Source organism: Novosphingobium sp. NFX11 (assembly GCF_057376415.1).
In genome coordinates, this window is record NZ_CP080385.1 from 1009602 (window position 1) to 1031038 (window position 21437).

General features: G+C 68.2%; 23 protein-coding genes and 3 pseudogenes. 11 read left to right on the plus strand and 15 right to left on the minus strand.

Going from position 1 to position 21437, the window contains the following annotated elements; all coding sequences use genetic code 11:
- Positions 1-6: 6 nt before the first annotated feature.
- The 9 genes from KZO24_RS22365 to KZO24_RS22405 form a co-directional block, all read right to left on the minus strand.
- Positions 7-633 (minus strand): acyl-CoA dehydrogenase family protein, encoded by a 627-nt coding sequence (locus tag KZO24_RS22365; RefSeq protein WP_486487236.1) that lies wholly within the window; start codon positions 631-633, stop codon positions 7-9.
- Positions 621-1115, minus strand: coding sequence for an acyl-CoA dehydrogenase family protein (locus KZO24_RS22370; protein ID WP_486487237.1), 495 nt, complete (start codon positions 1113-1115; stop codon positions 621-623). Before KZO24_RS22370 ends, KZO24_RS22365 begins: the two co-directional genes overlap by 13 nt.
- Positions 1112-2080, minus strand: a complete 969-nt coding sequence (locus tag KZO24_RS22375) for an acyl-CoA dehydrogenase family protein (RefSeq protein ID WP_271181312.1) — start codon at positions 2078-2080, stop codon at positions 1112-1114. Before KZO24_RS22375 ends, KZO24_RS22370 begins: the two co-directional genes overlap by 4 nt.
- An 11-nt stretch (positions 2081-2091) precedes the next feature.
- Positions 2092-3234 (minus strand): acyl-CoA dehydrogenase family protein, encoded by a 1143-nt coding sequence (locus KZO24_RS22380; protein WP_271181313.1) that lies wholly within the window; start codon positions 3232-3234, stop codon positions 2092-2094.
- A 33-nt stretch (positions 3235-3267) separates the two neighbouring features.
- A complete protein-coding gene (locus KZO24_RS22385; RefSeq protein WP_271181314.1) occupies positions 3268-4470 on the minus strand; it encodes an acyl-CoA dehydrogenase family protein in 1203 nt (400 codons plus the stop codon).
- Between the two features lie 439 nt (positions 4471-4909).
- The gene (locus KZO24_RS22390) at positions 4910-6136 is read right to left on the minus strand and encodes an acetyl-CoA C-acetyltransferase (protein WP_271181315.1); all 1227 of its coding nucleotides are present in this window, start codon (positions 6134-6136) and stop codon (positions 4910-4912) included.
- Positions 6137-6148: 12 nt separating this feature from the next.
- Positions 6149-6922, minus strand: coding sequence for an SDR family NAD(P)-dependent oxidoreductase (locus KZO24_RS22395; RefSeq protein WP_271181316.1), 774 nt, complete (start codon positions 6920-6922; stop codon positions 6149-6151).
- 17 nt (positions 6923-6939) lie between these two features.
- Entirely contained in the window at positions 6940-7716 is a 777-nt protein-coding gene (locus KZO24_RS22400) for an SDR family oxidoreductase (RefSeq protein ID WP_486487238.1), read from the minus strand.
- A 98-nt stretch (positions 7717-7814) separates the two neighbouring features.
- Positions 7815-8282, minus strand: a complete 468-nt coding sequence (locus tag KZO24_RS22405) for a PaaI family thioesterase (RefSeq protein ID WP_486487239.1) — start codon at positions 8280-8282, stop codon at positions 7815-7817.
- 92 nt (positions 8283-8374) lie between these two features.
- On the opposite strand from KZO24_RS22405, the gene KZO24_RS22410 reads away from it, so the two are divergent.
- The 4 genes and pseudogenes from KZO24_RS22410 to KZO24_RS22425 all read left to right on the plus strand — a co-directional run.
- Positions 8375-8809 (plus strand): Zn-ribbon domain-containing OB-fold protein, encoded by a 435-nt coding sequence (locus tag KZO24_RS22410; protein WP_271181319.1) that lies wholly within the window; start codon positions 8375-8377, stop codon positions 8807-8809.
- Between the two features lie 187 nt (positions 8810-8996).
- Positions 8997-9317 (plus strand): hypothetical protein, encoded by a 321-nt coding sequence (locus tag KZO24_RS22415; protein WP_486487240.1) that lies wholly within the window; start codon positions 8997-8999, stop codon positions 9315-9317.
- Positions 9317-10024, plus strand: coding sequence for a thiolase C-terminal domain-containing protein (locus KZO24_RS22420; RefSeq protein WP_486487241.1), 708 nt, complete (start codon positions 9317-9319; stop codon positions 10022-10024). The genes KZO24_RS22415 and KZO24_RS22420 overlap by 1 nt, the downstream gene beginning before the upstream one ends.
- Positions 10024-10209 (plus strand): annotated as a pseudogene (locus tag KZO24_RS22425) (AMP-binding protein); the annotation flags it as partial. The gene KZO24_RS22420 and the pseudogene KZO24_RS22425, both read left to right, overlap by 1 nt.
- Positions 10210-10217: 8 nt before the next feature.
- Here the strand turns inward: KZO24_RS22425 and KZO24_RS22430 are convergent.
- Positions 10218-10394 (minus strand): hypothetical protein, encoded by a 177-nt coding sequence (locus KZO24_RS22430; protein ID WP_486487772.1) that lies wholly within the window; start codon positions 10392-10394, stop codon positions 10218-10220.
- On the opposite strand from KZO24_RS22430, the pseudogene KZO24_RS22435 reads away from it, so the two are divergent.
- Together KZO24_RS22435 and KZO24_RS22440 are read left to right on the plus strand one after the other, a co-directional pair.
- Positions 10386-10601 (plus strand): annotated as a pseudogene (locus KZO24_RS22435) (AMP-binding protein); the annotation flags it as partial. The gene KZO24_RS22430 and the pseudogene KZO24_RS22435 sit on opposite strands and share 9 nt — an antisense overlap.
- Before the next feature lie 41 nt (positions 10602-10642).
- Positions 10643-11536 (plus strand): class I adenylate-forming enzyme family protein, encoded by an 894-nt coding sequence (locus KZO24_RS22440; RefSeq protein WP_486487242.1) that lies wholly within the window; start codon positions 10643-10645, stop codon positions 11534-11536.
- Positions 11537-11718: 182 nt separating this feature from the next.
- Here KZO24_RS22440 and KZO24_RS22445 read toward each other — a convergent pair whose 3' ends face one another.
- Together KZO24_RS22445 and KZO24_RS22450 are read right to left on the minus strand one after the other, a co-directional pair.
- Complete coding sequence (locus KZO24_RS22445; protein WP_271181321.1) at positions 11719-12279, minus strand: metallophosphoesterase family protein; 561 nt, start codon at positions 12277-12279, stop codon at positions 11719-11721.
- Between the two features lie 85 nt (positions 12280-12364).
- Positions 12365-13880, minus strand: a pseudogene (locus KZO24_RS22450) (enoyl-CoA hydratase/isomerase family protein).
- Here KZO24_RS22450 and KZO24_RS22455 point away from each other — a divergent pair.
- The 5 genes from KZO24_RS22455 (at position 13861) to KZO24_RS22475 (ending at position 18039) form a co-directional block, all read left to right on the plus strand.
- Entirely contained in the window at positions 13861-14832 is a 972-nt protein-coding gene (locus KZO24_RS22455) for an NAD(P)H-dependent flavin oxidoreductase (protein WP_271181323.1), read from the plus strand. The pseudogene KZO24_RS22450 and the gene KZO24_RS22455 sit on opposite strands and share 20 nt — an antisense overlap.
- Positions 14825-15556: an enoyl-CoA hydratase/isomerase family protein gene (locus KZO24_RS22460; RefSeq protein ID WP_271181324.1), complete on the plus strand. Its 732-nt coding sequence runs from the start codon at positions 14825-14827 to the stop codon at positions 15554-15556. The genes KZO24_RS22455 and KZO24_RS22460 overlap by 8 nt, the downstream gene beginning before the upstream one ends.
- Positions 15553-17163 carry a GMC family oxidoreductase gene (locus KZO24_RS22465; RefSeq protein ID WP_486487243.1) on the plus strand — a complete coding sequence of 537 codons (1611 nt, stop codon included), beginning with the start codon at positions 15553-15555 and terminating at the stop codon, positions 17161-17163. Before KZO24_RS22460 ends, KZO24_RS22465 begins: the two co-directional genes overlap by 4 nt.
- A 70-nt stretch (positions 17164-17233) precedes the next feature.
- On the plus strand, positions 17234-17497 hold the full coding sequence (locus KZO24_RS22470; protein ID WP_486487244.1) for a helix-turn-helix domain-containing protein: 264 nt from the start codon (positions 17234-17236) through the stop codon (positions 17495-17497).
- Between the two features lie 2 nt (positions 17498-17499).
- Complete coding sequence (locus KZO24_RS22475; RefSeq protein WP_486487245.1) at positions 17500-18039, plus strand: IclR family transcriptional regulator domain-containing protein; 540 nt, start codon at positions 17500-17502, stop codon at positions 18037-18039.
- A 105-nt stretch (positions 18040-18144) separates the two neighbouring features.
- On the opposite strand, the gene KZO24_RS22480 is transcribed toward KZO24_RS22475, so the two are convergent.
- From KZO24_RS22480 to KZO24_RS22490, 3 genes are all read right to left on the minus strand, one after another.
- A complete protein-coding gene (locus KZO24_RS22480; protein WP_271181327.1) occupies positions 18145-18948 on the minus strand; it encodes an enoyl-CoA hydratase/isomerase family protein in 804 nt (267 codons plus the stop codon).
- 30 nt (positions 18949-18978) lie between these two features.
- Complete coding sequence (locus KZO24_RS22485; RefSeq protein WP_271181328.1) at positions 18979-20175, minus strand: cytochrome P450; 1197 nt, start codon at positions 20173-20175, stop codon at positions 18979-18981.
- 73 nt (positions 20176-20248) lie between these two features.
- Complete coding sequence (locus KZO24_RS22490; protein ID WP_271181329.1) at positions 20249-21406, minus strand: alpha-hydroxy acid oxidase; 1158 nt, start codon at positions 21404-21406, stop codon at positions 20249-20251.
- Between the last annotated feature and the right edge of the window lie 31 nt (positions 21407-21437).

Below are 21437 nucleotides of genomic sequence, written 5' to 3' on the forward strand. Positions count from 1 at the left end.
GGTCTCTCAGGCTTGCAACAGAGGCGCCGGTTCGGCGCGGGCGGGAGCGTCGTGCGGCGCGAATGCGAGGCGGGCGACGCGCTCCTTGTGATAGGTGGGGCTGCCGTAAAGCTGTTCGTTCAGCTTGGCGCGCTTGAGGAACAGGTGGCAGGGGTGCTCCCAGGTGAAGCCGATGCCGCCATGCAGTTGCACCGCATCCTCGGCGAACCCGGCGGCGATCTCGACGGCATAGGCCCGCGCGCCCGAGGCGGCGGCGCCAGCGTCACCCGCCTCCACCTGCGCGGCGGCGTGGCGCACCAGCGCGGTGGCGGCTTCCAGCTTCGCCTTCCAGTCCGCCATCCGCGCCTTGAGCGCCTGGAACGAGCCGATCGCCCGCCCGAACTGCTCGCGCGTCTTGAGGTAGTCCAGCGTGATCTCGAACAGCCCGCCGGCAAGCCCCACCGCATCGGCCGCGGTCGCGATGGCGGCGTGGTCCTCCAGCGCCGACCATTCGACGGCGGAAAGAGGCAGCACAGTGCAGCCCACCAGAGAGACGGCGGCGAATTCCACCTCGGCGCTGCTGCGGGTGAGGTCCACCAGCGGCCGCGCGGCGACATGCACGCCCTCGGCCACTACCGGGATCAAGGCGAGCACGAGGTCAGGCCCGGCACGCACCGGCACCGCGAGCAGATCGGCGACATCGGCGAACGGTACGTTCCGCAGCGAGCCGGAGACCTTGCCCCCTCCTGCGTCAGCGCGCTATGCGATGCGGGCAGCGCCAGTGCGGCAAGGCAGGTGCCCTCAGCGATGGCAGCAAGGTGGCCCTCACGATCCGCTGCGTCAGGATGCGCCCCCAGCAGGCCCGCCACTGCCAGCGTGGAGAGCGCCGGGACCGAGGCCAGCTCGCGTCCCAGTTCCTCGTAGAGCACCGCCAGATGCGCGATACCGAGGCCCAGCCCGCCGTCGTCCTCCGGCACGCCGAGCGCCAGCCAGCCAAGCTGCGCCATCTGCGCCCACAGCGCATGGTCCAGCCCACGCCCTTCCTCGCCGGGGATCGCCCAGCTGTCGCCGCGATGGTCGGCAAGGACTTCGCGGACGCTGTCGCGCAGTTCGTTCGGTTCGATGGTGTCGCTCATGACCGGGCCATGCTCAGATGCCGTTCCTCAGGTTCGCTCAATCCATCATCCCACCGCGCCGCCGCGATGGCCAGCGCCGCCCGGGTCGGACCGCCCGCCTCGGCCTGAAGCGCGCGGGCGCGGTAGATCCAGAAGTGCAGCAGATGCTCGTTGGTCATGCCCATGCCGCCGTTGAACTGGTGGAGGTCGAACAGCAGTTCCTTCAGCCCCGACTGCGCGTGGCAGGCGGCGACTTGCGCATCGCTGGCCGTCCCGCTCCACGCCGCGCGCATCGCAAGGTAATACGCTGCCTTGGCATAGCCGTGGCGCTGCACAAGCCGGTGCTGGACCGACTGGAACGCGCCGATCGGCCGTCCGAAAGCCTTGCGGGTGCGCACGTAGTCCACGGTGAAGTCGATCGCGGCGCTCGCGGCCCCGGCGATCTCGGCGGCGAGGCCCACGCGCCACCACTTGCGCATCGCCTCGCCCGCTCCGACGAAGCGCCGCGCGTCGTCCAGTACGGGCGGCGCGGCGAAGCGGCCATAGGGATAGGCGAGGATCGTCTCCACCGGCTCTACAACGCCGTCGGCCAGATCGAGAACCAGCACATCCGCGCCATCCTCGATCAGCAGCATGCGCGCGATCGGCAGGTTGCGGATCGCGAGGTGCAGCCCGTCACGCCGCGCCAGCGCCACCGGGCCGGAAAGCTCCAGCCCCGGACAGGCGATCGGGGCGACGAGGCCGCGCCCGATCGTCTCGACCGCGCCGATCACCCGCGCCGTCTCGTAGACCACCAGCGCGCCCTCCAGCCCGCCGATTTCGCGCGCCGCATCGAGGAAGCCCATGTCCTCCAGTTGCGCCTGCAGGTCCGTATCGCACCAGTGGCTGTCGAACCGCGCGGACTGCGGGATCTGCGAATGGTCCTCCAGAATGGCCTGCAAGGCCGAGACCAGCGCGTGCTGGTCTTCCGACAGTTCAAAATCCATGATGCCTGTGCCTACCCCCGCGGGAGCCCGAGGCCGCGCTGGGCCACGAGGTCCATCTGTATCTCGTTGGTGCCGCCGGTGATCCCCGCCGGAATGTTGATGCGGTAGTAATCCTCCAGCAGCAGGTCGCCGCCGGTCAGCGCTTCGGGCGCATATTCGGCGATGAAGTCCATCATCTCGTTCACCGCCGCCAGCGCGATGACCCGCGCGAGGTTGGAATCGGTGCTCGGCGGCGCCCGCTTCACGCGCTGGTCGACGACGAGATAGGTCAGCATCCGCGCGGATTCGAACTGGGCGACCAGCCGCCCGGCCCGCGCCCGCACCACCGGATCGTCGTCCCACCGCCCTTCGGCCTTGAGCCGTTCCACCACCCGATCGAGCGCATCCAGCCCGGTGTGATAGCGCGGCACGCCCACACGCTCGAACGCGAGGGCGTGGCTGACGATCTCCCACGCCTGCCCCTCGGCGCCGACTCGGTTCTCCACCGGCACGCGCACGTCGGTGAAGTAGACTTCGTTGAGGTGCCCGAACTTGATGACGCCCGGATAGCTGGTGACGGAGATGCCTGGGGTGTCCATCGGCACCAGCAGGATGGTGATGTCCTTCTTGCCCGGCCCGGTCCGCGTCAGCAGGAAGCACCAGTCCGCGCGCCGCGCATAGGACGTCCAGATCTTCGAGCCGTTGACGACGTAGTGATCGCCGTCAAGCTCCGCCCGGGTGCGCAGTGCGGCAAGGTCGGTGCCCGCGTTCGGCTCGGAAAAGCCCTGGCACCAGATCACCTTGCCGCCGGCGATGCCCTTCACGTGGCGCTCCTTCTGCGCCTCGGTGCCGTAGCGCATCAGCGTCGGGCCGATCCAGTTGACGTTCATGTACTGCGCGCCGCGCGGCTCGCCCGCCGCCTTCATTTCCTCGCCGAGGATGAAGTGGTTCCAGTCGGGACTGTCGGAGCCGCCGAACTCGCGCGGCCAGTGCGGCACCAGCAGGCCGCGCTCGGCGAGGCCAGCGCAGAACTCGCGCGAGAAATCGACCTGGAGGTCAGACGCATAGCTCTGCGGCACGTAGACCTCGTCCCAGTCCTCGGGCAGCAGTTCGTCCAGCGCCTGGCGCACGCGGCGGCGGTAGTCTTCCTGCTCGGGGGTCCATCCGAATTCCATCTGCGTGTGTGTCTTTCGCCTCTCGAGTACAGGTCAGGCCGCCGCCGGTTCCCGGGGAAGCCCCAGGCCGCGTTCGGCGATGATGTTGCGCTGGATCTCCGAGCTGCCGCCCGAGATCGTCCACGCCCACGAATAGAGATAGTCCTGCATCCAGTAGCCGGTCTCGTTGGGGCCACCCATGAGCACGTCCTCCAGATGCTGCGACTCGATCCCGCGGATCGAGGCGCCCAAGCGGGTGAAGTCGCGCAGCAGGTCCGAATAGTAGAGCTTGACGATCGAGGGCGCGACGCCGAGCGCCTCGCCGCGCAGCACCGCGCCGAGCTGGTTGTTGACCAGCACCCGCAGCGCCTCGATCCGCACATGGATGTCGACGAGACGGCGGCGGGTCTCCGCGTCGTCGTAAGGTACGCCGTCAGGACCGGGAACCCGCGCATCGGCAAGCAGCAGCGCGAAGCCCTGCTTCATCCGCTCGGCCAGTTCGAGGATCGACAACCCGCGCTCGGACGAAAGCGTGGACTGCGCCACTTTCCAGCCCTCGTTCTCCGGCCCGACGAGATTCTCGGCCGGGATGCGCACGTCGTCGAGGAATATCTCGTTGAAATGCGACGCGCCGGTCATCTGCTTGATCGGACGCAAGGTGATGCCCGGCGTCTTCATGTCGAGGATGAAGTACGAAATCCCGCGCGACTTGGACGCCGCCGGATCGGTGCGCGCCAGCAGCAGGCAGAACTGCGCGTGGTGCGCGTTCGACGACCAGGTCTTCTGCCCGTTGACGACGTAATGGTCCCCGTCGCGCACCGCGCGGGTGCGCAGCGAGGCGAGGTCGGAACCGGCGTTCGGCTCGGAGAAGCCCTGGCACCAGATTTCCTTGCCCGAGAGCACGGCAGGCAGGTGCCGCTCGCGCTGGGCGTGCGTGCCCCAGTGCAGGAGCGTGCCGGGGACGTGGTGCAGCGCGACGAAGTAATGGATCAGGCGCGGCGCGCCCGCGCGGGCGATCTCTTCGTAAAGGACGATCTGCTGCGCGAAGCTGAAGCCGCTGCCGCCCCATTCTGCGGGCCAGTGCGGCGCTCCGTAGCCCGCCGCCATGAGCTTGCCGAACCACCATTCCTGGAACGCGACGTGATCCGCCTCGCTGGCGCCGAGCATGCGGCGGCGCCAGTCGGACGGCAGGTTCGCCGCCAGCCAGCCGCGCACTTCGGCGCGGAACGGCTCAAGTCTTTGCAGTTCTTCCAGCATGAGCGCTGCGACGTCCTCCCCAGACCCCCGCGCAAGCATTGAAGCGCATTCGCTTCACTTCGCGCCAAGGGCATATCGTGCGAATAACGCCCCGATGTTCCATATAGAACCATTGAGCCACTTACATGAGCCTGTCAACTACAGGCACCCTGAAAAGGCAAATATTGTGCGTTTATCGTTCTTATGGTCGATTTACGCACAATATGGTTGCTCTGCACACCCGGTAGGCGCTGCCACGTAACTTCGCGGCGCGCACGGCATCGCCATCCTGCCTGAAGCTGGAAAGATGAAGTTTGGTTGCCGGCAAATTCCTCCCCGAGCTTGTCTCGGGGAGGGGGACCGCCCGCGCTAGCGGGTGGTGGAGGGGAGACGCCGGGCAAATCCCCTTCGTCACCGCCTTCAGCGGCGCCACCTCCCCGAGACAAGCTCGGAGAGGAAATCAGATGCGCTCGATCACGACCGCCGGGGCAAGTCCACCCGCCGCGCACATGGTGACGAGGCCGACGGTCTTGTCCTGCCGCTCCAGTTCGTCGAGCAGCGTGCCCGCAAGGATCGCGCCGGTCGCGCCGATCGGATGGCCGAGCGCCATGGCGCCGCCGTTGACGTTGACGACCTCCGGATCCAGGCCAAGGTCGCGGGTGAACTTGAGCGGGACGACCGCGAAGGCTTCGTTGACTTCGAACAGGTCGACATCGCCCACTTCCATGCCCGCCAGCGCCAGCGCCTTGCGCGCGGCGGGGACCGGGCCGTTGAGCATCAGCGTCGGATCGTCGCCCACTGTCGCGCTGGCGCGAATGCGCGCGCGCGGCTTCAGGCCATGCGCTCTGGCATAGTCCGGCGAGACGACGAGCAGCGCGCCCGCGCCGTCCACTACGCCCGAACTCGTCGCGGCGGTGTGCATGTAGTGGATCGCGGCATCGGGATAGGCCCCGCGCACGAGATCGCCGTAAGTCGTGCCCTCGGCGTCGATGGCGCGGTCGAAGAAGGGTTCGAAGGCGGCCTTGAGGTTCGCCAGCCCCTCGGCGGTGGTCTGCGGGCGGGGGTACTGCTCGCGGTCGAGCAGGACTTCACCATCCTCGCCCCGGACTGCGATCAGCGAGCGGTCGAAACGGCCTTCGCGGATCGCCCGGTCGGCGCGCTGCTGGCTGGCGAGTGCGACCGCGTCGAGCTCCTCGCGGGTGAAGCCTTCCAGCGTGGCGATCAGGTCGGCGCAGATGCCCTGGTGCGGCTGCGGGATGCGCTTGCGCAGGCCCATGTTGCCCGAATCGAGCATGAATTCGCGCGACAGGGTACGGGCATGCGACATCTGCTCGACACCGCCGCCGATCACCACCTGCTGCGCGCCGGACTGCACGCCCATGGCGGCCAGCGTCAGCGCGGTCAGGCCCGAGCCGCAGAACCGGTCGAGCGAGAAGCCCGGCACCGTCGCCGGAAACCCTGCATCGAGCACGGCCATCCGCGCGAGGTTGAGGCCCTGCTTGCCCTGCTGGGTGTTGACCCCGGCGATAACGTCGTCGATCGCCGCCGGATCGATGCCGGTGCGCTCGACCAGTGCGGTCAGGAGCTGCGAGTAGAGCTGCTGCGGGTGCAGCGAGGCCAGCGCGCCTTCGGTCTTGCCGAGCCCGCGCGGGGTGCGCACCGCATCGATGATCCAGGCTTCCGTCATCATCTCTCTCCGTTACATCCGTATCGCGCCGTCGAGCCGTACGTGCTCGCCGTTGAAGTAGGCGTTGCGGCACATCTCAACCGCGAGGCTGGCGAATTCCGCCGGGAGGCCCATGCGGCGCGGGAACGGCACGCTGTCGCCCAGCTGCTGGCGCAGTTCGGGGCGGGCGGTGGCGAACAGCGGGGTATCCATGATGCCCGGCAAGATGGTGTTCACGCGGATGCCCTCGCGCCGAAGATCGCGCGCGATCGGCAAGGTAAGCCCGACGATCCCCGCCTTGGAAGAGGCATAGGCCGCCTGCCCCGCCTGCCCGTCGGTCGCCGCGACCGAGGCGGTGTTGACGATCACCCCGCGCTCCCCGTCGGCATTGGCCGGGTCCAGCGTCAGCATGCCCGCCGCCGAAGCGGTGATGCAGCGGAAGGTGCCGACGAGGTTGAGCATCACGATGCGCTCGAACTCGGCAATCGGGAACGTGCTGATCTCCCCGGTGTCGCGGGCGCGCTGCACGGTCTTGAAGGTGTTGCCGCGCCCGGCGCAGTTGACCAGCACCCGCTCCTGTCCCAGCGCGCCGCGCGAAGCGGCGAAGCCGGCGGCGACGCTTTCGTCGCTGGTGATGTCGACTTGTGCGAACGCGCCGCCCAGTTCGGCGGCCAGTGCCTCGCCCTTCTCGGCGTTGAGGTCGAAGATCGCGACCCGGGCGCCCTGCGCCGCCAGGGCGCGGGCGGTGGCTTCGCCGAGGCCGCTCGCCCCGCCGGTCACCACCGCGGTCAGTCCGTTCAGTTCCATGGCATTCCTTCTCTCGTTCAGTCCTGTGCGGCGAAGGCCGCGGCGATGGCGTCGATGTCGGGCGGTCGGCGCAGCGACATGCCGCCATCGGTGTGGATGGTCTCCCCGGTGATCCAGCCCGGCGCGGTACAGAGCCACGCGACCGCGTCGGCCACGTCCTGCGGTCCGGCGACGCGGCCGAGCGGCACTTCATGCGCAACCACGGCCCCGGCGCGCGGATGATCGACGAGGTAGCGCGCCGCCGGTGTGGAGATCGGCCCCGGACACACCGCGTTCACCCTGATACGGCGGTCGGCGAACTCGATCGCGGCGTATTTCACCAGCGTCTGCAATGCGGCCTTGGCGGCGCCATAGGCGAAGTAGCCTTTCCACGGATTGGTCGCCGCGATCGAACTCATCAGTACGATCGCGCCATCCTCCTTCATCCGCCGCGCGGTATGGCGCAGGAAATGCACGGCGGAATGGAAGTTGAGCTTCATGCAGTGCTCGAAGTCCTCAGGCCTCATGGTGTCGATCGTGCCCCGGATGCCCGCCCCGGCAACCAGCACCGCGCAGTCGAGCTGCCCTTCGCCCGCTGCCGTCGCGACGAAGGCCTCGACCTCGTTCTCCACGGTGGCATCGCACCGGGCGGGCGTGCCGGAAATCTGCGCCGCCAGCTTCGTCAGCCCCTCGATCTGCCGCGCGCCCACCGTGACGTGGCAGCCTTGCGCCGCCAGCGTCTCGGCGATGCACCAGCCGGTGCCGCCTTCCTCGGAGGCGCCCAGAACCGCCGCCCTTCGCTGTGCTTCGCTCATTGCCGCTCAGCCCGTCCCAAGATTATAGATAGTGCGTTATTCGCTCGTATGCTCGAATAACGTTCATTCAAGCAATTGCAAAGCACTTGTGGAAATTTTCACAGCGCGCGCTCCGAGGGATAAATCCGGTAGACCGCGCTCGCCCGCAGGATCATCGTCTCGCCGACATGGAGCGTGACGTGGGTGAACGCGAGGGTGGACGTCAGCCGGTCGATGCGCACAATGGCCTCGACCCACGCGCCCAGCGGGGCGGGCGCGAGGTAGTCGATGGAGAGATTGACCGTCGGCACCGAAGTGCGCGGCGGCCCGGTAAGGATGATCGCCTTGGCCATGACCACGTCCACGAACGTCGCCAGCATCCCGCCGTGGCAGGTCGGGCGCAAATTGCAGTGGACCGGCTCGACGCGGAAGCCGAAGCGCGGCGGAACGGTGCGGTCCTCGCGCTCCCCATTGGCCTCCCATGCATAATAGAAGGTGGCGCTGTGATCGGTGAAGGGGCCGCCGTTGTCGGTCGGCAGCCACGGGCGATCATCGGGCAGGACGGAAGGTGCAGCGGGGATTGCCAAGTCGGACTCCTTGTCGTAAATCGCACTCTTGTTACATAGTCGTACAAATCGACATGCCGTTACGCAAGCCGCGACGGGCCACGGAGAGACGGATGGGGTACAGTTTCGAGCAGCATAAGATCATCGGCGCGATCGAGGCCGACGACGGATTCTGGCGCGCGCTGGAAGACGGCAAGCTGCAACTGCCGCGCTGCACCGGCTGCAAGGGCTGGACCTGGCCCGCACACCACCGCTGCGGCCAGTGCGGATCGTGGGACTTCGCCTGGACCGACGTCGAGCCGCAGGGCACCGTCTTCACCTACACCCGCAGCCGCTACGCCTTCGACCGCGTGCTGGAGCGCAAGGACGACGTGCCTTACGTGACGCTGGTGGTCGAACTGCCCGGTGCCGACGGCGCGCGGGTGATGGGCGTCCTCACCGGCGACGAGAGCGGCCTTGCCATCGGTGCGCAGGTGCGCGGCCACATCCGCCCGCCCAGCGCGAAGACCAAGCACTACCCCGCCATCGAATGGGAACTGGTGCGCTAGGCGCGCCCCTTCGAGCGACGGATCATGAGGACAATCGTGGAGAGCAAATCGTGAGCAGGATGCGCGGCGCGGCGGCAATCGTCGGGATCGGCCAGACCCCTATTACAAGCGCGGCACCTCGCCGGAACCCGAACTCAAGCTGGCGCTGCGGGCGATCACCGCCGCCGCCGAGGACGCCGGGATCGACGTGCGCGACATCGACGGCTTCGTCTCCTACGCCTCGGAACGCAGCGACGCGCCCAAGCTGATGCCGGCGCTGGGCACGCGCGAGTGCTCCTTCTCCTCGCTGGTCTGGTTCCACGGCGGCGCCCTTCCCGCCACGCTGAACCTCGCCGCGATGGCAATCCTATCCGGTCAGGCCGAGATCGTCGCCGTCTATCGCTCGATGGCCGAGACCAGCAGCCAGCGCCTGCGGGTGATGGTGGCGCAGAACGACACTTCGGCGCAGTATCTGGTGAACGGCCTCGATTCCCCGCGCAGATCCTTGCCCTGCGCGCGCAGCGGCTGATGGAGTACCACGGCGTCCCGCAATCCGCCCTGCTGGCGACGACGCAGGCCTCCTACTACCACGCGCACAACAACCCCCACGCCTATGGCCGCAACATCGAGATCACCGACGAGGTCTACGCCAATGCGCGGATGATCTCCGAACCCTATCGCCTGTTCGACTGCTCGCGCGAGAACGACGGCGCCGCCTGCGTCATCCTCGTCTCGGCCGAGCGGGCGAAGGACTTGAAGCAGAAGCCCGCCTACGTCCTCTCCGCACCGATGGGCACCATGGAGGGCGGCGGCGCGCTGGAGGAGAACTGGCGTCCCTACTATGCCACGGCGGGCCAGAAGGAACTGGCCGACCGCATGTGGCGGGAATCGGGCTATGGCCCGAAGGACGTCGACGTCGCGCAGGTCTACATGAACATGAACGCGATGGGCATCGGCTCGATGATCGACCACGGCTTCTTCAGCTTCGAGGAAGCGGGCGAATTCTGCACCCTCGACAACCTCATCGCGCCCACCGGCCGTCTGCCGATAAACACCTCGGGCGGCGACCTCGGCGAAGGGTTCATCCACGGCATGGGCCTGATCCCCGAGGCGGTGCGCCAGATCCGCGGCACCTCGACCAACCCGGTGCCGGATGCGAAGCTGTCGCTCGTCACCGGCGGCCCCGGCGACATCATGAGCAGCACCGCCCTGCTCGGCAGCGAGGAGACGCTCTGATGGCCGTCACGATCGAACGCGCGCTCAAATGGTGGGCCCGCGACAAGCCAGAAGCGCTGGCGCTGCATTACGACGGCGAGACGCTGACCTTCGGCGAACTCCACGCCTGGGCCTCGCGCATCGCCGCGTTCCTCGGCGAACAGGGCGTGCGGCCGGGCGACCGCGTCGCGATGGTGGCGAACAATGCGCTCGACTACGCGGTGCTGATCGTCGGCACCGTGCTGTCGGGCGCGATCGCCGCGCCCTCAGCTTCCGCGCCAGCGCGCGCGATCTGGCGAAGTCGTTCGGGATCACCCACCCGGCGCTCGTCTTCAGCGACGCCGACCGGGCGGGCGTGGTCGGCGAAGCGCTGGCACCGGGCATGCGCCACGTGCCCCTCGCCATCGTGCGCGAACTGCGCGGCGCGCCCGAACCCCACGCGCCCACTTTCGAGGCGCGCGCCGAAGACCCGCTGTTCATCATCGGCACCAGCGGCTCCACCGGCTTTCCCAAGGGCGTGATCTACAGCCACGGTGCGACGATGACTTACGCCGCCGAATTCGTGCTGATGCAGCCCGCGACCGGCCACGGCGGCGGCGCGCTGGTCACCGGCCCCTACAGTTCCGCGTCGGGCACGCTGTGCATGCTGCAGTTCCTTGCCGTGGGCGCGACGGTCTATTCCGAAAGCCGCTTCTCCCCGAGAGCGCGCTACGGCTGCTACGCGATCACCGGATCACCACGTTCCTCGCCTCCACCATCTTCTTCGAGCGCATCGCCGCGCTGCCGGAATTCGAAAGCGCGGACTTGTCCTCGATCGCCTTCGCGCAGATCAGCGGGGCGCGGGTGAACCCGGCCCTCCTCGAACGCTACCGCGACAAAGGCGTGGTGCTGCGGCAGGCCTACGGCTCCACCGAAGCGGGCGGCGCCTGGGCCGCGCGGGACGAGACGGTGGTGGCCGCACCCGAAAAGTGCGGCCCTGGCGCGATGTTCTCGCGCTTCAAGGTCGTGCGCGCGGACGGTTCGCCCGCCGATCCGGGCGAGGCCGGCGAGATCCTGATCGCAAGCGACGCGCTCGCCACCGGCTACTGGAACGATCCCGAGCAGACCGCCGCCACCTTCAGGGACGGCTGGCTGCACACCGGCGATCGCGGCATGCTGGATGCGCGCGGCAACCTCACCTTCATCGACCGGATCAAGGACATCATCATCACCGGCGGCCTCAACGTCTCGGCGATGGAAGTCGAAGGCGCGATCTGCGAGATGGCCGAGGTCGAGGAAGCGGTCGTCATGGCCGTGCCCGACGACGACTTCGGCGAGGCGCCGCTCGCCATCGTCCACGGCCCGGCGGCGGAGGGCATCGAACCGGCCGCCGTGATCCGCCACTGCCGCGAGGCGCTGGCGAGCTACAAGGTGCCGCGCTACGTCGCCATCGAGCCCGAACCGTTCCCGCGCCTGCCCTCGGGCAAGATCGACAAGACCACCGTGCGCGCGAAATACGCCGAGCGGCACAAGGTGCTGGAGAAGCTGCGGTAGGGGCGCAGGCACAGTTAAGCCCCCTCGCCTCCAACCCGCGTCGCCGCCGCAGCGTGCGGCGTCGGCGTGCGCCGTCCCCACCCCTCGTCATTGCGAGCGCAGCGAAGCAATCCAGAGCGGCCTCATACTGCCCTGGATTGCTTCGCTGCGCTCGCAATGACGAGGGACGCGCGGCATCACCATCAATCGAGATCGATGATCCGCGCCTCGCCCGTCGCGGTATCGAGCACCGCGCAGCTACGCACGAACCCGCGCGGCTCGGGGCGGCCCTCGCCGACCGAGCCGGGGTTTATCACCAGCGTTCCGCCCAGACGCCGCACCACCGGCACATGCGTGTGCCCGTAGATCAGCACGTCGGTTCCCTCCTCCTCGAACCCGGCGAAGCGCGGGTGCGCGGGGGTGACGTAGGCAAAGTCGCCCGCCCACGGCGTCGCATGAACGACACGTACCCTCAGGCCGCCCAGATCGAGGCGCAGTTCCTCCGGCCGCCCGGCCAGCCACGCTCCCGTCACCGCATCGATACGACCGCGCGCACCTTCGCCCGAAAGGAAGGCAAGGTCGTGGTTGCCAAGGATCGTCTCCGCGCCCAGCGCCTGCAGCAGAGCGACGGTGCGACTGCAGAACCGGCTCTGGTCGATCACGTCCCCGGCGCAGATCAGCCGGTCGATCGCGCCCATCCGCGCGGCCGCCATCGCCAGCGCATCGTGCTGGCAATGGACGTCCGAGACGATCCCGATCCTCACACCCCGCCGACGAATGCAGGGCCGCCGCGCCACAGCGGCCAGAGCCCGGTCTTCACCGCCGCAACGTCGATATCGGAGGCCCGCATCACCCGCCCCTCGGCGACGAGCGCCCGGGCTTCGGCCACCCCAGCCGTGACCAGCGCCTCGACGATTCCCGCGTCCACCGCGCCACCGCCCTCGCCGGGGATCGCCTCGGGTCCGAAGCCGTAGTCCCGCGCGGAGGCGACGATGTCGGCCATGTCCTGCCCTCGGCCAGCAGGCGATCGACCGCCCGCGCCAGCGCCGCCGAAAGCCGATCGGCCACACGCTCCGCGCCGGGCGTGACGAAGATCGCCTGCACGCCTTTGCTGCGCAGCATCGCCATGACGCCCAGCGCTACTTCCGGCGCGGTCCGGTCAGCGACGGCAATCTCCCACATCCCCTCGCCGATCGATAGTCCGACCACGTGCGAGAGGTCAGGTTCCGACGGCGCGTCGAGTCCAGCCGCGTCGCACAGGATCACCGCGTCCTGTCCCTCCGGCAGACCGAGCCGCAGCAGGCGGTCGTCCACCTCGCCCTGCAGCGTGACGCATGCCAGCGCGCGGGGCTTCACGGCTTCCGCTCCCGGCAGCTTCGCGGCGGCGCGCTCGGCGAAGAACAGGTGGCGCTGGGCCGCCGATTCCGGGCTGGCCGTCAGCGCGCGGGCAATATCGCGTTCGCGCACAATGCCTTCCTCGAAAGGCAGCGTCGCAGCGGCCTCGATCGCCTGCAACGCGCCCTCCGGCGCCTTCAGCCCCACGAACAATTCCGGGTTGCGAGCACGGAAGGCCGCGAAGATGCTTTCGATCTCAGCCGCATCGCCGTTCATCGCTACATCGCGCACCCGCCGCAGCGGACGGCCTTCGCGCAGCACCTGCTCGGCGAAGGCGACCGCCTGCTCCTCCAGCCTGCCCTCCTCCACCACCGCATCGATCAGGCCGAGTTCGAGCGCCTCCGCCGCGCCGACCTTGCGGCCCAGCGCGATCATCTCCACCGCCGCCTCGACGCCGACGATCCGCGGCACCCGCTGCGTCCCCCGCCCCCGGCAGCAGGCCGAGCGCCACTTCGGGCAGGCCCACCGTGGTCGAGGGCACCGCCACGCGGAAATGCGCCGCCAGCGCCAGCTCGAACCCGCCGCCCAGCGCCGTGCCGTGCATCGCCGCGATCACCGGTTTGCCGGACGCCTCGAACGCGGCCATGACATCGCCCAAGAGCGGCGGTTCGATCGGGCGGTTCAGTTCCTTGACGTCGGCCCCCGCGAAGAACGTCCGCCCCGCGCACAGGATGATCAGCGCCCGGATCGATCTGTTCGCAAGCACCTGATCGACGCCCTCGCACAGCGCCACGCGAACATGGTGGCTGAGCGCGTTGACCGGCGGATTGGCTACCGTAAGTACCGCTATGGTGCCGTTGTGTGCCGTTAGGTGCGCGGTCTGTGCCGTCGCTGCGCTCATTGTCGTCTCCCAAGTCGATGATCTGCTTGACGCTGATTGCCTCAAGACGACAAAAGGTGCAATAAGTGACCAATCGAGCGAATAACGCACGATAATCAAGGAGAGGGTCTTGACGCTGGCATCCGACATCCGTGCCCGCCTGGTGCTGCCGGCAATCTGCGCGCCGATGATGCTGGTCTCCGGACCGGAACTGGTCGGCGCCGCCGCCAAGGCCGGGATAATGGCCGGATTGCCGCGCCACAATGCCCGCACCCGCGAAGAATTCGCGCAGTGGCTGGAAGACCTCCACCGCGACCTCTCCATCCACCGCGAACGCCATCCCGAAGCGCGCATCGGCCCGGTCGCCGCCAACATCATCGCCAGCCGTCCCCTGGAGGAAACGCTCCCCGACATCCGCCTGTGCATCGCGCGCGGAATCACGCATTTCATCACCGCCCTCGGCAACCCCGCCGAGATCGCCAAGGCCATCCACGACCACGGCGGCACGATCCTGCACGACGTCACCAACTTGCGCTTCGCCGAAAAGGCCATCGCGGCGGGCGTCGACGGGCTGGTATGCATCGGCAGCGGCGGCGGCGGGCATTCGGGCACGCTCAACGCGCTGGCCTTCCTGCCGCGCGTCCGGGCGATGTGGGACGGGCTGATCGTGTTCGCGGGCGCCGTCTCCTCCGGCGCGGCGATCCGAGCCGCCGAAGTGCTGGGCGCGGATCTCGTCTACCTCGGCACGCGTTTCATCGCCACGCAGGAATCCAGCGCCCCGCCCGCGTACAAGGCGATGCTGGTCGAGCATGCCTCGGCCGACCTCGCCTATACCCCTGCGATCACCGGCGTCCCCGCCAACTGGCTGCGTCCCTCTCTGGAAAACCGGGGCATCGCGCCCGAGACACTCCCTCCCGCGACGCGCAGCTACGCGCATCTGCCCGAGGACATCCGCCCCTGGCGTGACTTGTGGAGTGCAGGCCAGGGCATCGACCTGATCGGCGACGTGCCCGATGTCGCCACCCTCGTCACACGCCTGCGCCGCGAATATGCCGAAGCCTGTGCGCTTCCCGACATGGCCAAGGCGGCCGCGCATGCCTGACCCCGAAGCGCCGATTCTGGTCAAAGATCGCGACGGCATCCGTCGCATAACACTCAACCGACCAGCCGCGCGCAACGCGATGACGCGCGCGATGCGCCGCGATTTCGCCGCTCTGATGGCCCGGACGGCCGAGGACACCGGAATCGGCGCCGTCATCCTGACCGGCGCGCAGGGCTGCTTCAGTGCCGGAGTGGACCTCAAGGACCGGCCGGACGGCGCCGCTCCGGTCAAGCCCGACCCGGCCGCCGCGTTGCGCTCGCTCGGCAAGCCTGTGATCGCCGCGATCGACGGGCCCTGCCTGACCGGCGCGCTGGAAATGGCGCTGTCCTGCACTATGGCGATCGCCACCCCAGCCGCGTGCTTTGCCGATACGCATTGCAAGGTCGGCTTCTTCCCGCGCTGGGGCGGCGCATCGCTGCTGGTGCGCGCCGTTGGCACTCAGCGCGCGGCACAGATGATGCTGACCGGAGAACCGATCGACGCTGCCACCGCGCTCGCCTGGGGGCTCGTCAACGAAGTGGTCGCGCCCGAAGCTCTGCTGCCCCGCGCCGAGGCGCTGGCGACGACGATGATGACCCGTGCAGCCGCGCAGCCGCTTACATTCGACCTTCACATGCAGTTCCTGCGCGATGCCGCGGCAGGAAAGGACACCATGCGCTCCGAAGCGAACATGCTCTCCCTGTTCGACGAAGTACGCCACGAGAGGACCATCACCACGTCATGACTACGCTCGACGGCTACGACTACATCATCGTCGGCGCAGGCTCTTCGGGCTGCGTCCTCGCCAACCGCCTGAGCGAAGACCCGAAAGTCCGCGTGCTGCTGCTGGAGGCGGGCGGCAGCGACAAGCACCCCTTCATCGCCATGCCGCGCGGCCTCGCCAAGATCATGGCGAACATGCGCTATATCTGGCCGTTCATGACCCGGCCCGAGCGCGGATCGAACGACACCGCCGAATTCTGGGCACGCGGCCGGGTTCTGGGCGGATCGAGTTCGGTCAACGGCATGGTCTACAATCGCGGAAGCGCGGCGGACTTCGACGAACTCGCCGCGCTGACCGGCCCGGAATGGAGCTGGCTCCACATCGGCGAGGCCTATCGCCGGATGGAAAACCATGAACTCGGCCCCGACGCGACGCGCGGCGATGCCGGGCCGCTGCGCATCTCGATGCCGGAAACGCACAACACGCTGACCGAAGCGGTACTGGACGCGGGCGCGACGATGGGCCTCGCCAAAGTCGAAGACGTCAACGATCCCGCCGACGTCCCGCGCATCGGCTATGCCCCGCGCACGATCTGGAAAGGCCGCCGCCAGAGCGCCGCGACCGCGTTCCTGCTGCCGGTGCTGAACCGCCCGAACCTGACGGTGGAAACGGGCGTCGTCGTCGATCGCGTACTGTTCGAAGGCAAGCGCACCGTGGGTGTGATCGCGCGCCGGAACGGGCAGGAACTGCGCTTCGCTGCCGGGCGCGAGGTGATCCTCAGCGCCGGTGCGCTCGCCAGCCCGGCAATCCTGCAGCGCTCGGGCATCGGCCCTGCCGCCCTGCTCGAACGGATCGGCGTGCCGGTGGTCCACGACAATCCGGCCGTGGGCGAAAACCTGTTCGAGCATCGCGGCGTCGTGTTCCAGTGGCGCGTGCCCGATGCGGTATCGCAGAACCGCGAGTTTAGAGCCCTCGGCCTCGTGCGCAGCGTCCTGTGCTATTACCTGAAGCGCAAGGGGCCGATGGCGGGCGGCGCCTACGACATGGGCGCCTGGCTCAAGTCCGACCCCGCCCTTGCGCGGCCGGACATGCAACTGCTGATCTCGCCGTTCACCTTTGATTTCAGCGCCGTGCCGATCAGGGTGGAAGATCAGGGCGGCCTCAATATCTGCGTCTACCCGATCCGCCCGAAGTCGCGCGGGAGTCTCGCCATCGCCTCGCGCGATCCCGAGGCACTGCCCGATATCGCGCCCTGCTACGTCACCCATGACGAGGACCGCGCGATGGTGGCGACGATCTTCGCGACCGCCCGCCGCTTCGTCGCGCAGGCACCGCTCGCCGCCTATATCGAGGCCGAGACCCGTCCCGGCCCCGAGCACGCCAGCGAGGAGGCGATCGAGGCGGCCTATCTCGCCACCGGTTACACCAATTACCACGCCTGCGGCACTTGCCGGATGGGCCGCGACGCTGCCTCTGCCATCGACCCGCAGCTGCGGGTGCGAGGCGTCGAGGGACTGCGCGTGGTTGACACCTCGATCTTCCCGTTCATGCCTGCCGGCAACACCAACGCGCCCGCGATGGTCGCCGGCTGGCGCGCCGCAGACCTGATCCTGGGTGGGGAAGAGTGATACGCGGGACTTGTCGAAAGTCCTCCAACCGTACAATAATCGCACAGTTGATTGGTAAAGGGTGACGTACATGGCGGGCGCCAACGCAGAAGAACTGGTCGAGGCGGGAACGGGCAAGAAGCCGGTACGCGACGTCGATCGGATGGGCGGCTTCGCCAAGGGTCTCGCCGTGATCGAGGCCTTCGGCAAGGGGCGCGACAGGTTGACGATCGCCGAAGTCGCGCGCCTGAGCGGGCTCGACCGTGCTTCGGCCCGCCGCTGCCTGCTGACGCTGGTGGAGCTGGACTATGCGGTCGCCGACGACCGCTATTTCGAACTGACCCCCGCATCCTGAAGTTGGGCCAGTCCTACCTCTCGGCCTCGCTGCCGCAACTGCTGCGCCCGGCACTGTCGCAACTGGCCAACCGCATCGGCGAGAGCTGTTCGGCCGCCGTACTCGACCATCACGAGATCGTCTACATCGCGCGCGATACGCAGCATCACATCGTCGGCACCGGCCTGCATCCGGGCAGCCGCCTGCCCGCCTACTGCACTTCGCTCGGCCGAGTGCTGCTGGCGGCGCTGCCGGTGGAGGCGGCGAAGAAGACCATCGAAAGCAGCGTGCGCCAGCCCCTCACCGGCCACACGCTGACTTCGGTGAAGGATATCATGGCCGAGATCGCGCGGGTGCGCGAGCAGGGCTATTCGATCATCGACCAGGAGGTTGCGCCCAATTCGCTGTCGATCGGCGTGCCGGTCATCAACAGCACCGGCAGCACGATCGCCGCGATCAACGTCGGCTTCCACGCTTCGCGCGGGAGCAAGGAGCGGATGGTCGAGGAAATCCTCCCCGCCATGCTCGACGTCCAGCGCTATCTGGCGGAGACCCTGCCCTGAAGGGCTGCCCCTAATTCGTCATTGCGAGCGTAGCGAAGCAACCCAGGGCGTATTGCTCGGCTCTGGATTGCTTCGCTACGCTCGCAATGACGATGTGGAAGGCTCCTAGCTTCCCTTGAACACCGGATCGCGCTTTTCCAGGAACGCGCGTGCGCCTTCCTTTTGGTCGTCGGTGAACAGCGTTAGCTGGTCGTAGGCGAGCGAGGTCTCGAACGCGCCTGCCGTCATCTGCTTGAGCAGCAGGTTGACCGACATTTTGCCGTAGGAAATCGCCAGCGGCGGCCCCGCCGCCAGACGGCGCGCATAGCCATCGACGAAATCGTCCAGTTCGGCATCGGGCACGCAGTAGTTGATGAGGCCGATCTCGGCCGCCTTCTCGGCGACGATCGCCTCGCCCAGCATCAGGTACTCCTTCGCCCGGTGGAAGCCGAGCAGCAGCGGGAAGAAGGCGACCCCGCCATCGCCCGGCGCTATGCCCATGCGCACGTGGGAATCGCAGAACTTCGCGCCTTCCGCCGCGATCACCATGTCGCAGGCGAGCGCGATGTTGACGCCCACGCCGTAAGCGGGCCCGCGCACCTTGGCGATGATCGGCTTTTCGGCATCGAGCATGTTCCAGAACAGGCGGCGCGCACTCTTCGTCGGCGGGCGGCCCTTCCGGCCCGTCTGGTTCTCGCCGTCCTGCATCGACAGGTCGGTGCCCGCGCAGAACGCGCCGCCCTCCCCGGTCAGGATCACCACGCGGATGTCATCATCGCGGTCGACATCGTCCCAGATGCGCTCGATCTCCTGGTGCATTGGGCGCGAGACGGCGTTCTTGCGGCGCGGATTGTTGAGCGTCAGCGTGCAGACGCCGTCGTTCTTGTCGATCTTGATCCACTGGTACTGGCTGGGATCGATGGCAGGCACGAAAATTCCCTTCTAATTACGAAAATGACGTCAACCCGCGCGCCGGTGGAAACGCATCGTCATCGACATGATGCCCTGCCCCAGCCCGCTTGAATAGGTGATCGGCGGCTCGGCCTCCAAAGCGAAGCCCTCGAAACGGTCGAGCAGTTCGGTAAAGGCCACGCGCATCTGGGCCTTGGCAACGAACGAGCCGACACAGCGATGCCGCCCCGCCCCGAAACCGACATGCATGTTGGGCTTGCGCCTGGCATCGATGCTTTCGGGGCAGGCGAACTTCGCCGGATCGCGATTGGCTGCGGCGAAGGCGACGAGCACGGAGTCCCCCACCTGCAGCGGCGTACCAGCCAGTTCGGTCGGCACCATGACCTCCCGCCGCAAATACGTGGAGGGCGAGGCGAAGCGCACGATCTCCTCGCTCACGGCGTCGATCGCGACCGGATCGGCGCGCAAGCGTGCGGCCTCGTCCGGGTTCTCGGCCAGCCACTTCATCATCGTCGCCAGCGCGATCGAGGTCGTGTCGAAGCCGCCGACGAGGATTTGGCGCACCATCGACATCTGCTCCGCCGCGCTAAGAGCCCGCCCCTCCACCTGCCCGCGCAAGATCGAGGCGACGACATCGTCATCCGCATCGCTCAGCGTCCAGCGGCGCTGCGCGATCACGTCCTCCGCGAAAATCCTGAGCCGCTCGGCCGCACCGGTCGGGGTGCCGGTGGCGACTTCGTGGTGGAGATCCTCGACCATCTGTTCCAGTTCGCCGGCATGGCTGCGGTCGATCCGCATGATGTCGAGCGCGACCACGATCGGCAGCGGCCGCGCGAAGACGCGCACGAAATCGAACGGCTCGTCATCGGGAATGCGTGCGATAAGGCCCCGCGCGATCTCGCCGATGGCGGGCTCCAGCGCGCGGGCATGCGGGCCGTCGAGCAGCGGCTGCATCAGCGCACGATATTCGCCATGAAGCGGCGGGTCGATCTCGGCCGGGATGTGAAAGCTGCGGATGCCGCCGGGCGGCGGCAGGGTAATGCCCTTGCCCGATCCAAAGACCGCGGGCGTCATCAGCACCTTCAGCGCATCCTCGTGCCGGGCAGCGACGTAGAACCCGCCATGGCGCGGCGAATGGACGAGCCCGTCGCGTTCGCGCAGACGGCTCCAGATGCACGGGCCGCGCTCATACGCATCGGCCGCGTGGATATCGAGATCGACGTCATCGCCCGGGCCTTGCGCCATCCCTATCTCCATATGGGCGATAATCGCCCTATTGTTTCTTATTCGACCATTGACAGCATTCGGGCCCTCCCTGTCAACCCGCTTCGTGCATGGCCGCACCGCCGTTCAGCCGGAGGACCGAGCCATCGACCTCGTCGAACCGCGACAGATCAAGGTTGGCCAATGTCGCCGAGAGGCTGCGACGGAACAGGTCGAGGATTTGCGCGACACCATGCTCCCCGCCTGCTGCGAGACCCCAGAGCCACGGCCTGCCGATCAGCGCGGCATTCGCCCCAAACGCGCGGGCACGCACGAGATCGGCGCCGCGCCGCAAGCCGCCGTCGAGCAGGATTTCGCAGCGCCCGCCCACCGCCTCGGCAATAGCGGGCAAGGCATCGAGCGTCGCTGCCGATCCGTCGAGCACCTTGCCGCCGTGGTTGGACACAACGATACCGTCGACCCCGCACTCCAGCGCCTTGAGCGCGTCACCCGGCCGCATCACGCCCTTGAGCACCAGCGGCCCCGACCAGCGCTTGCGCACCCACCGCAAGTCATCCCAGCCCAGCGGGGTCCGGGTCAGCAGTCGCCCGGCATCGGCGACACGCAGCATCGTGCCGTCGTCCCGCCGGGGCGCATTCGGCGCGGGCATGGCGAGGCCCCCGCGCAGGAGCGACCATAGCCAGCGCGGCCTGCCCAGCGCCGAAGGAGCGAAGCGCAGGATCGAGGCCGGATCGCCCGGATCGGGCAGCGGCGGTGCGATCCGGTCTGCGGGCGATACACCGGCGATGTCCGCCGTCACCACGAGGACGCGGCACCCCGCCTCGCGCGCCAGGTCGATGCAATAGCCTGCGCCGTCGCGGCCGCCGATCATGTAGAGCTGGAACCAGCAGTCCGGGTTCGCTGCCACCACGTCCCCGGCCGGCGCGCTCGCCCACGTGCTGATCGCGATAGGCAGGCCATGGCGTGCCGCCGCCCGCGCCGCGCCGAGTTCACCGTCGGCATGGACGATGCGCACGAACCCGGTTGGGGCGATGGCCAGGGGCATCGCGCATCTGCGGCCCAGAATGGTCGTCTCAAGATCGGGGCGGGTCGCGGTAGGGCAGGCGGCGGGCAGGAAATTCCACCGGGCGAACGCTGCCTCGTTGGCGCGCACGGTGGCCTCGTCCTCCTTGCCGCCGTCGATGTAGTGGAACACCGCCGGTGGCAGGCGCCGACGCGCGATTTCCCTTGCTTCCGCGACGCTTCGGAACATCCGGACTCTCTCCTCCGCTGCGCTCCGCCGG

Excerpts from the sequence above, each read along its gene's own strand:
- KZO24_RS22370 (WP_486487237.1), bottom strand. The coding sequence starts at position 1,115 with ATGAGCGACACCATCGAACCGAACGAACTGCGCGACAGCGTCCGCGAA.
- KZO24_RS22375 (WP_271181312.1), bottom strand. The coding sequence starts at position 2,080 with ATGGATTTTGAACTGTCGGAAGACCAGCACGCGCTGGTCTCGGCCTTG.
- KZO24_RS22380 (WP_271181313.1), bottom strand. The coding sequence starts at position 3,234 with ATGGAATTCGGATGGACCCCCGAGCAGGAAGACTACCGCCGCCGCGTG.
- KZO24_RS22385 (WP_271181314.1), bottom strand. The coding sequence starts at position 4,470 with ATGCTGGAAGAACTGCAAAGACTTGAGCCGTTCCGCGCCGAAGTGCGC.
- KZO24_RS22390 (WP_271181315.1), bottom strand. The coding sequence starts at position 6,136 with ATGACGGAAGCCTGGATCATCGATGCGGTGCGCACCCCGCGCGGGCTC.
- KZO24_RS22395 (WP_271181316.1), bottom strand. The coding sequence starts at position 6,922 with ATGGAACTGAACGGACTGACCGCGGTGGTGACCGGCGGGGCGAGCGGC.
- KZO24_RS22400 (WP_486487238.1), bottom strand. The coding sequence starts at position 7,716 with ATGAGCGAAGCACAGCGAAGGGCGGCGGTTCTGGGCGCCTCCGAGGAA.
- KZO24_RS22410 (WP_271181319.1), top strand. The coding sequence starts at position 8,375 with ATGGGGTACAGTTTCGAGCAGCATAAGATCATCGGCGCGATCGAGGCC.
- KZO24_RS22420 (WP_486487241.1), top strand. The coding sequence starts at position 9,317 with ATGGAGTACCACGGCGTCCCGCAATCCGCCCTGCTGGCGACGACGCAG.
- KZO24_RS22460 (WP_271181324.1), top strand. The coding sequence starts at position 14,825 with ATGCCTGACCCCGAAGCGCCGATTCTGGTCAAAGATCGCGACGGCATC.
- KZO24_RS22465 (WP_486487243.1), top strand. The coding sequence starts at position 15,553 with ATGACTACGCTCGACGGCTACGACTACATCATCGTCGGCGCAGGCTCT.
- KZO24_RS22470 (WP_486487244.1), top strand. The coding sequence starts at position 17,234 with ATGGCGGGCGCCAACGCAGAAGAACTGGTCGAGGCGGGAACGGGCAAG.
- KZO24_RS22485 (WP_271181328.1), bottom strand. The coding sequence starts at position 20,175 with ATGGCGCAAGGCCCGGGCGATGACGTCGATCTCGATATCCACGCGGCC.
- KZO24_RS22490 (WP_271181329.1), bottom strand. The coding sequence starts at position 21,406 with ATGTTCCGAAGCGTCGCGGAAGCAAGGGAAATCGCGCGTCGGCGCCTG.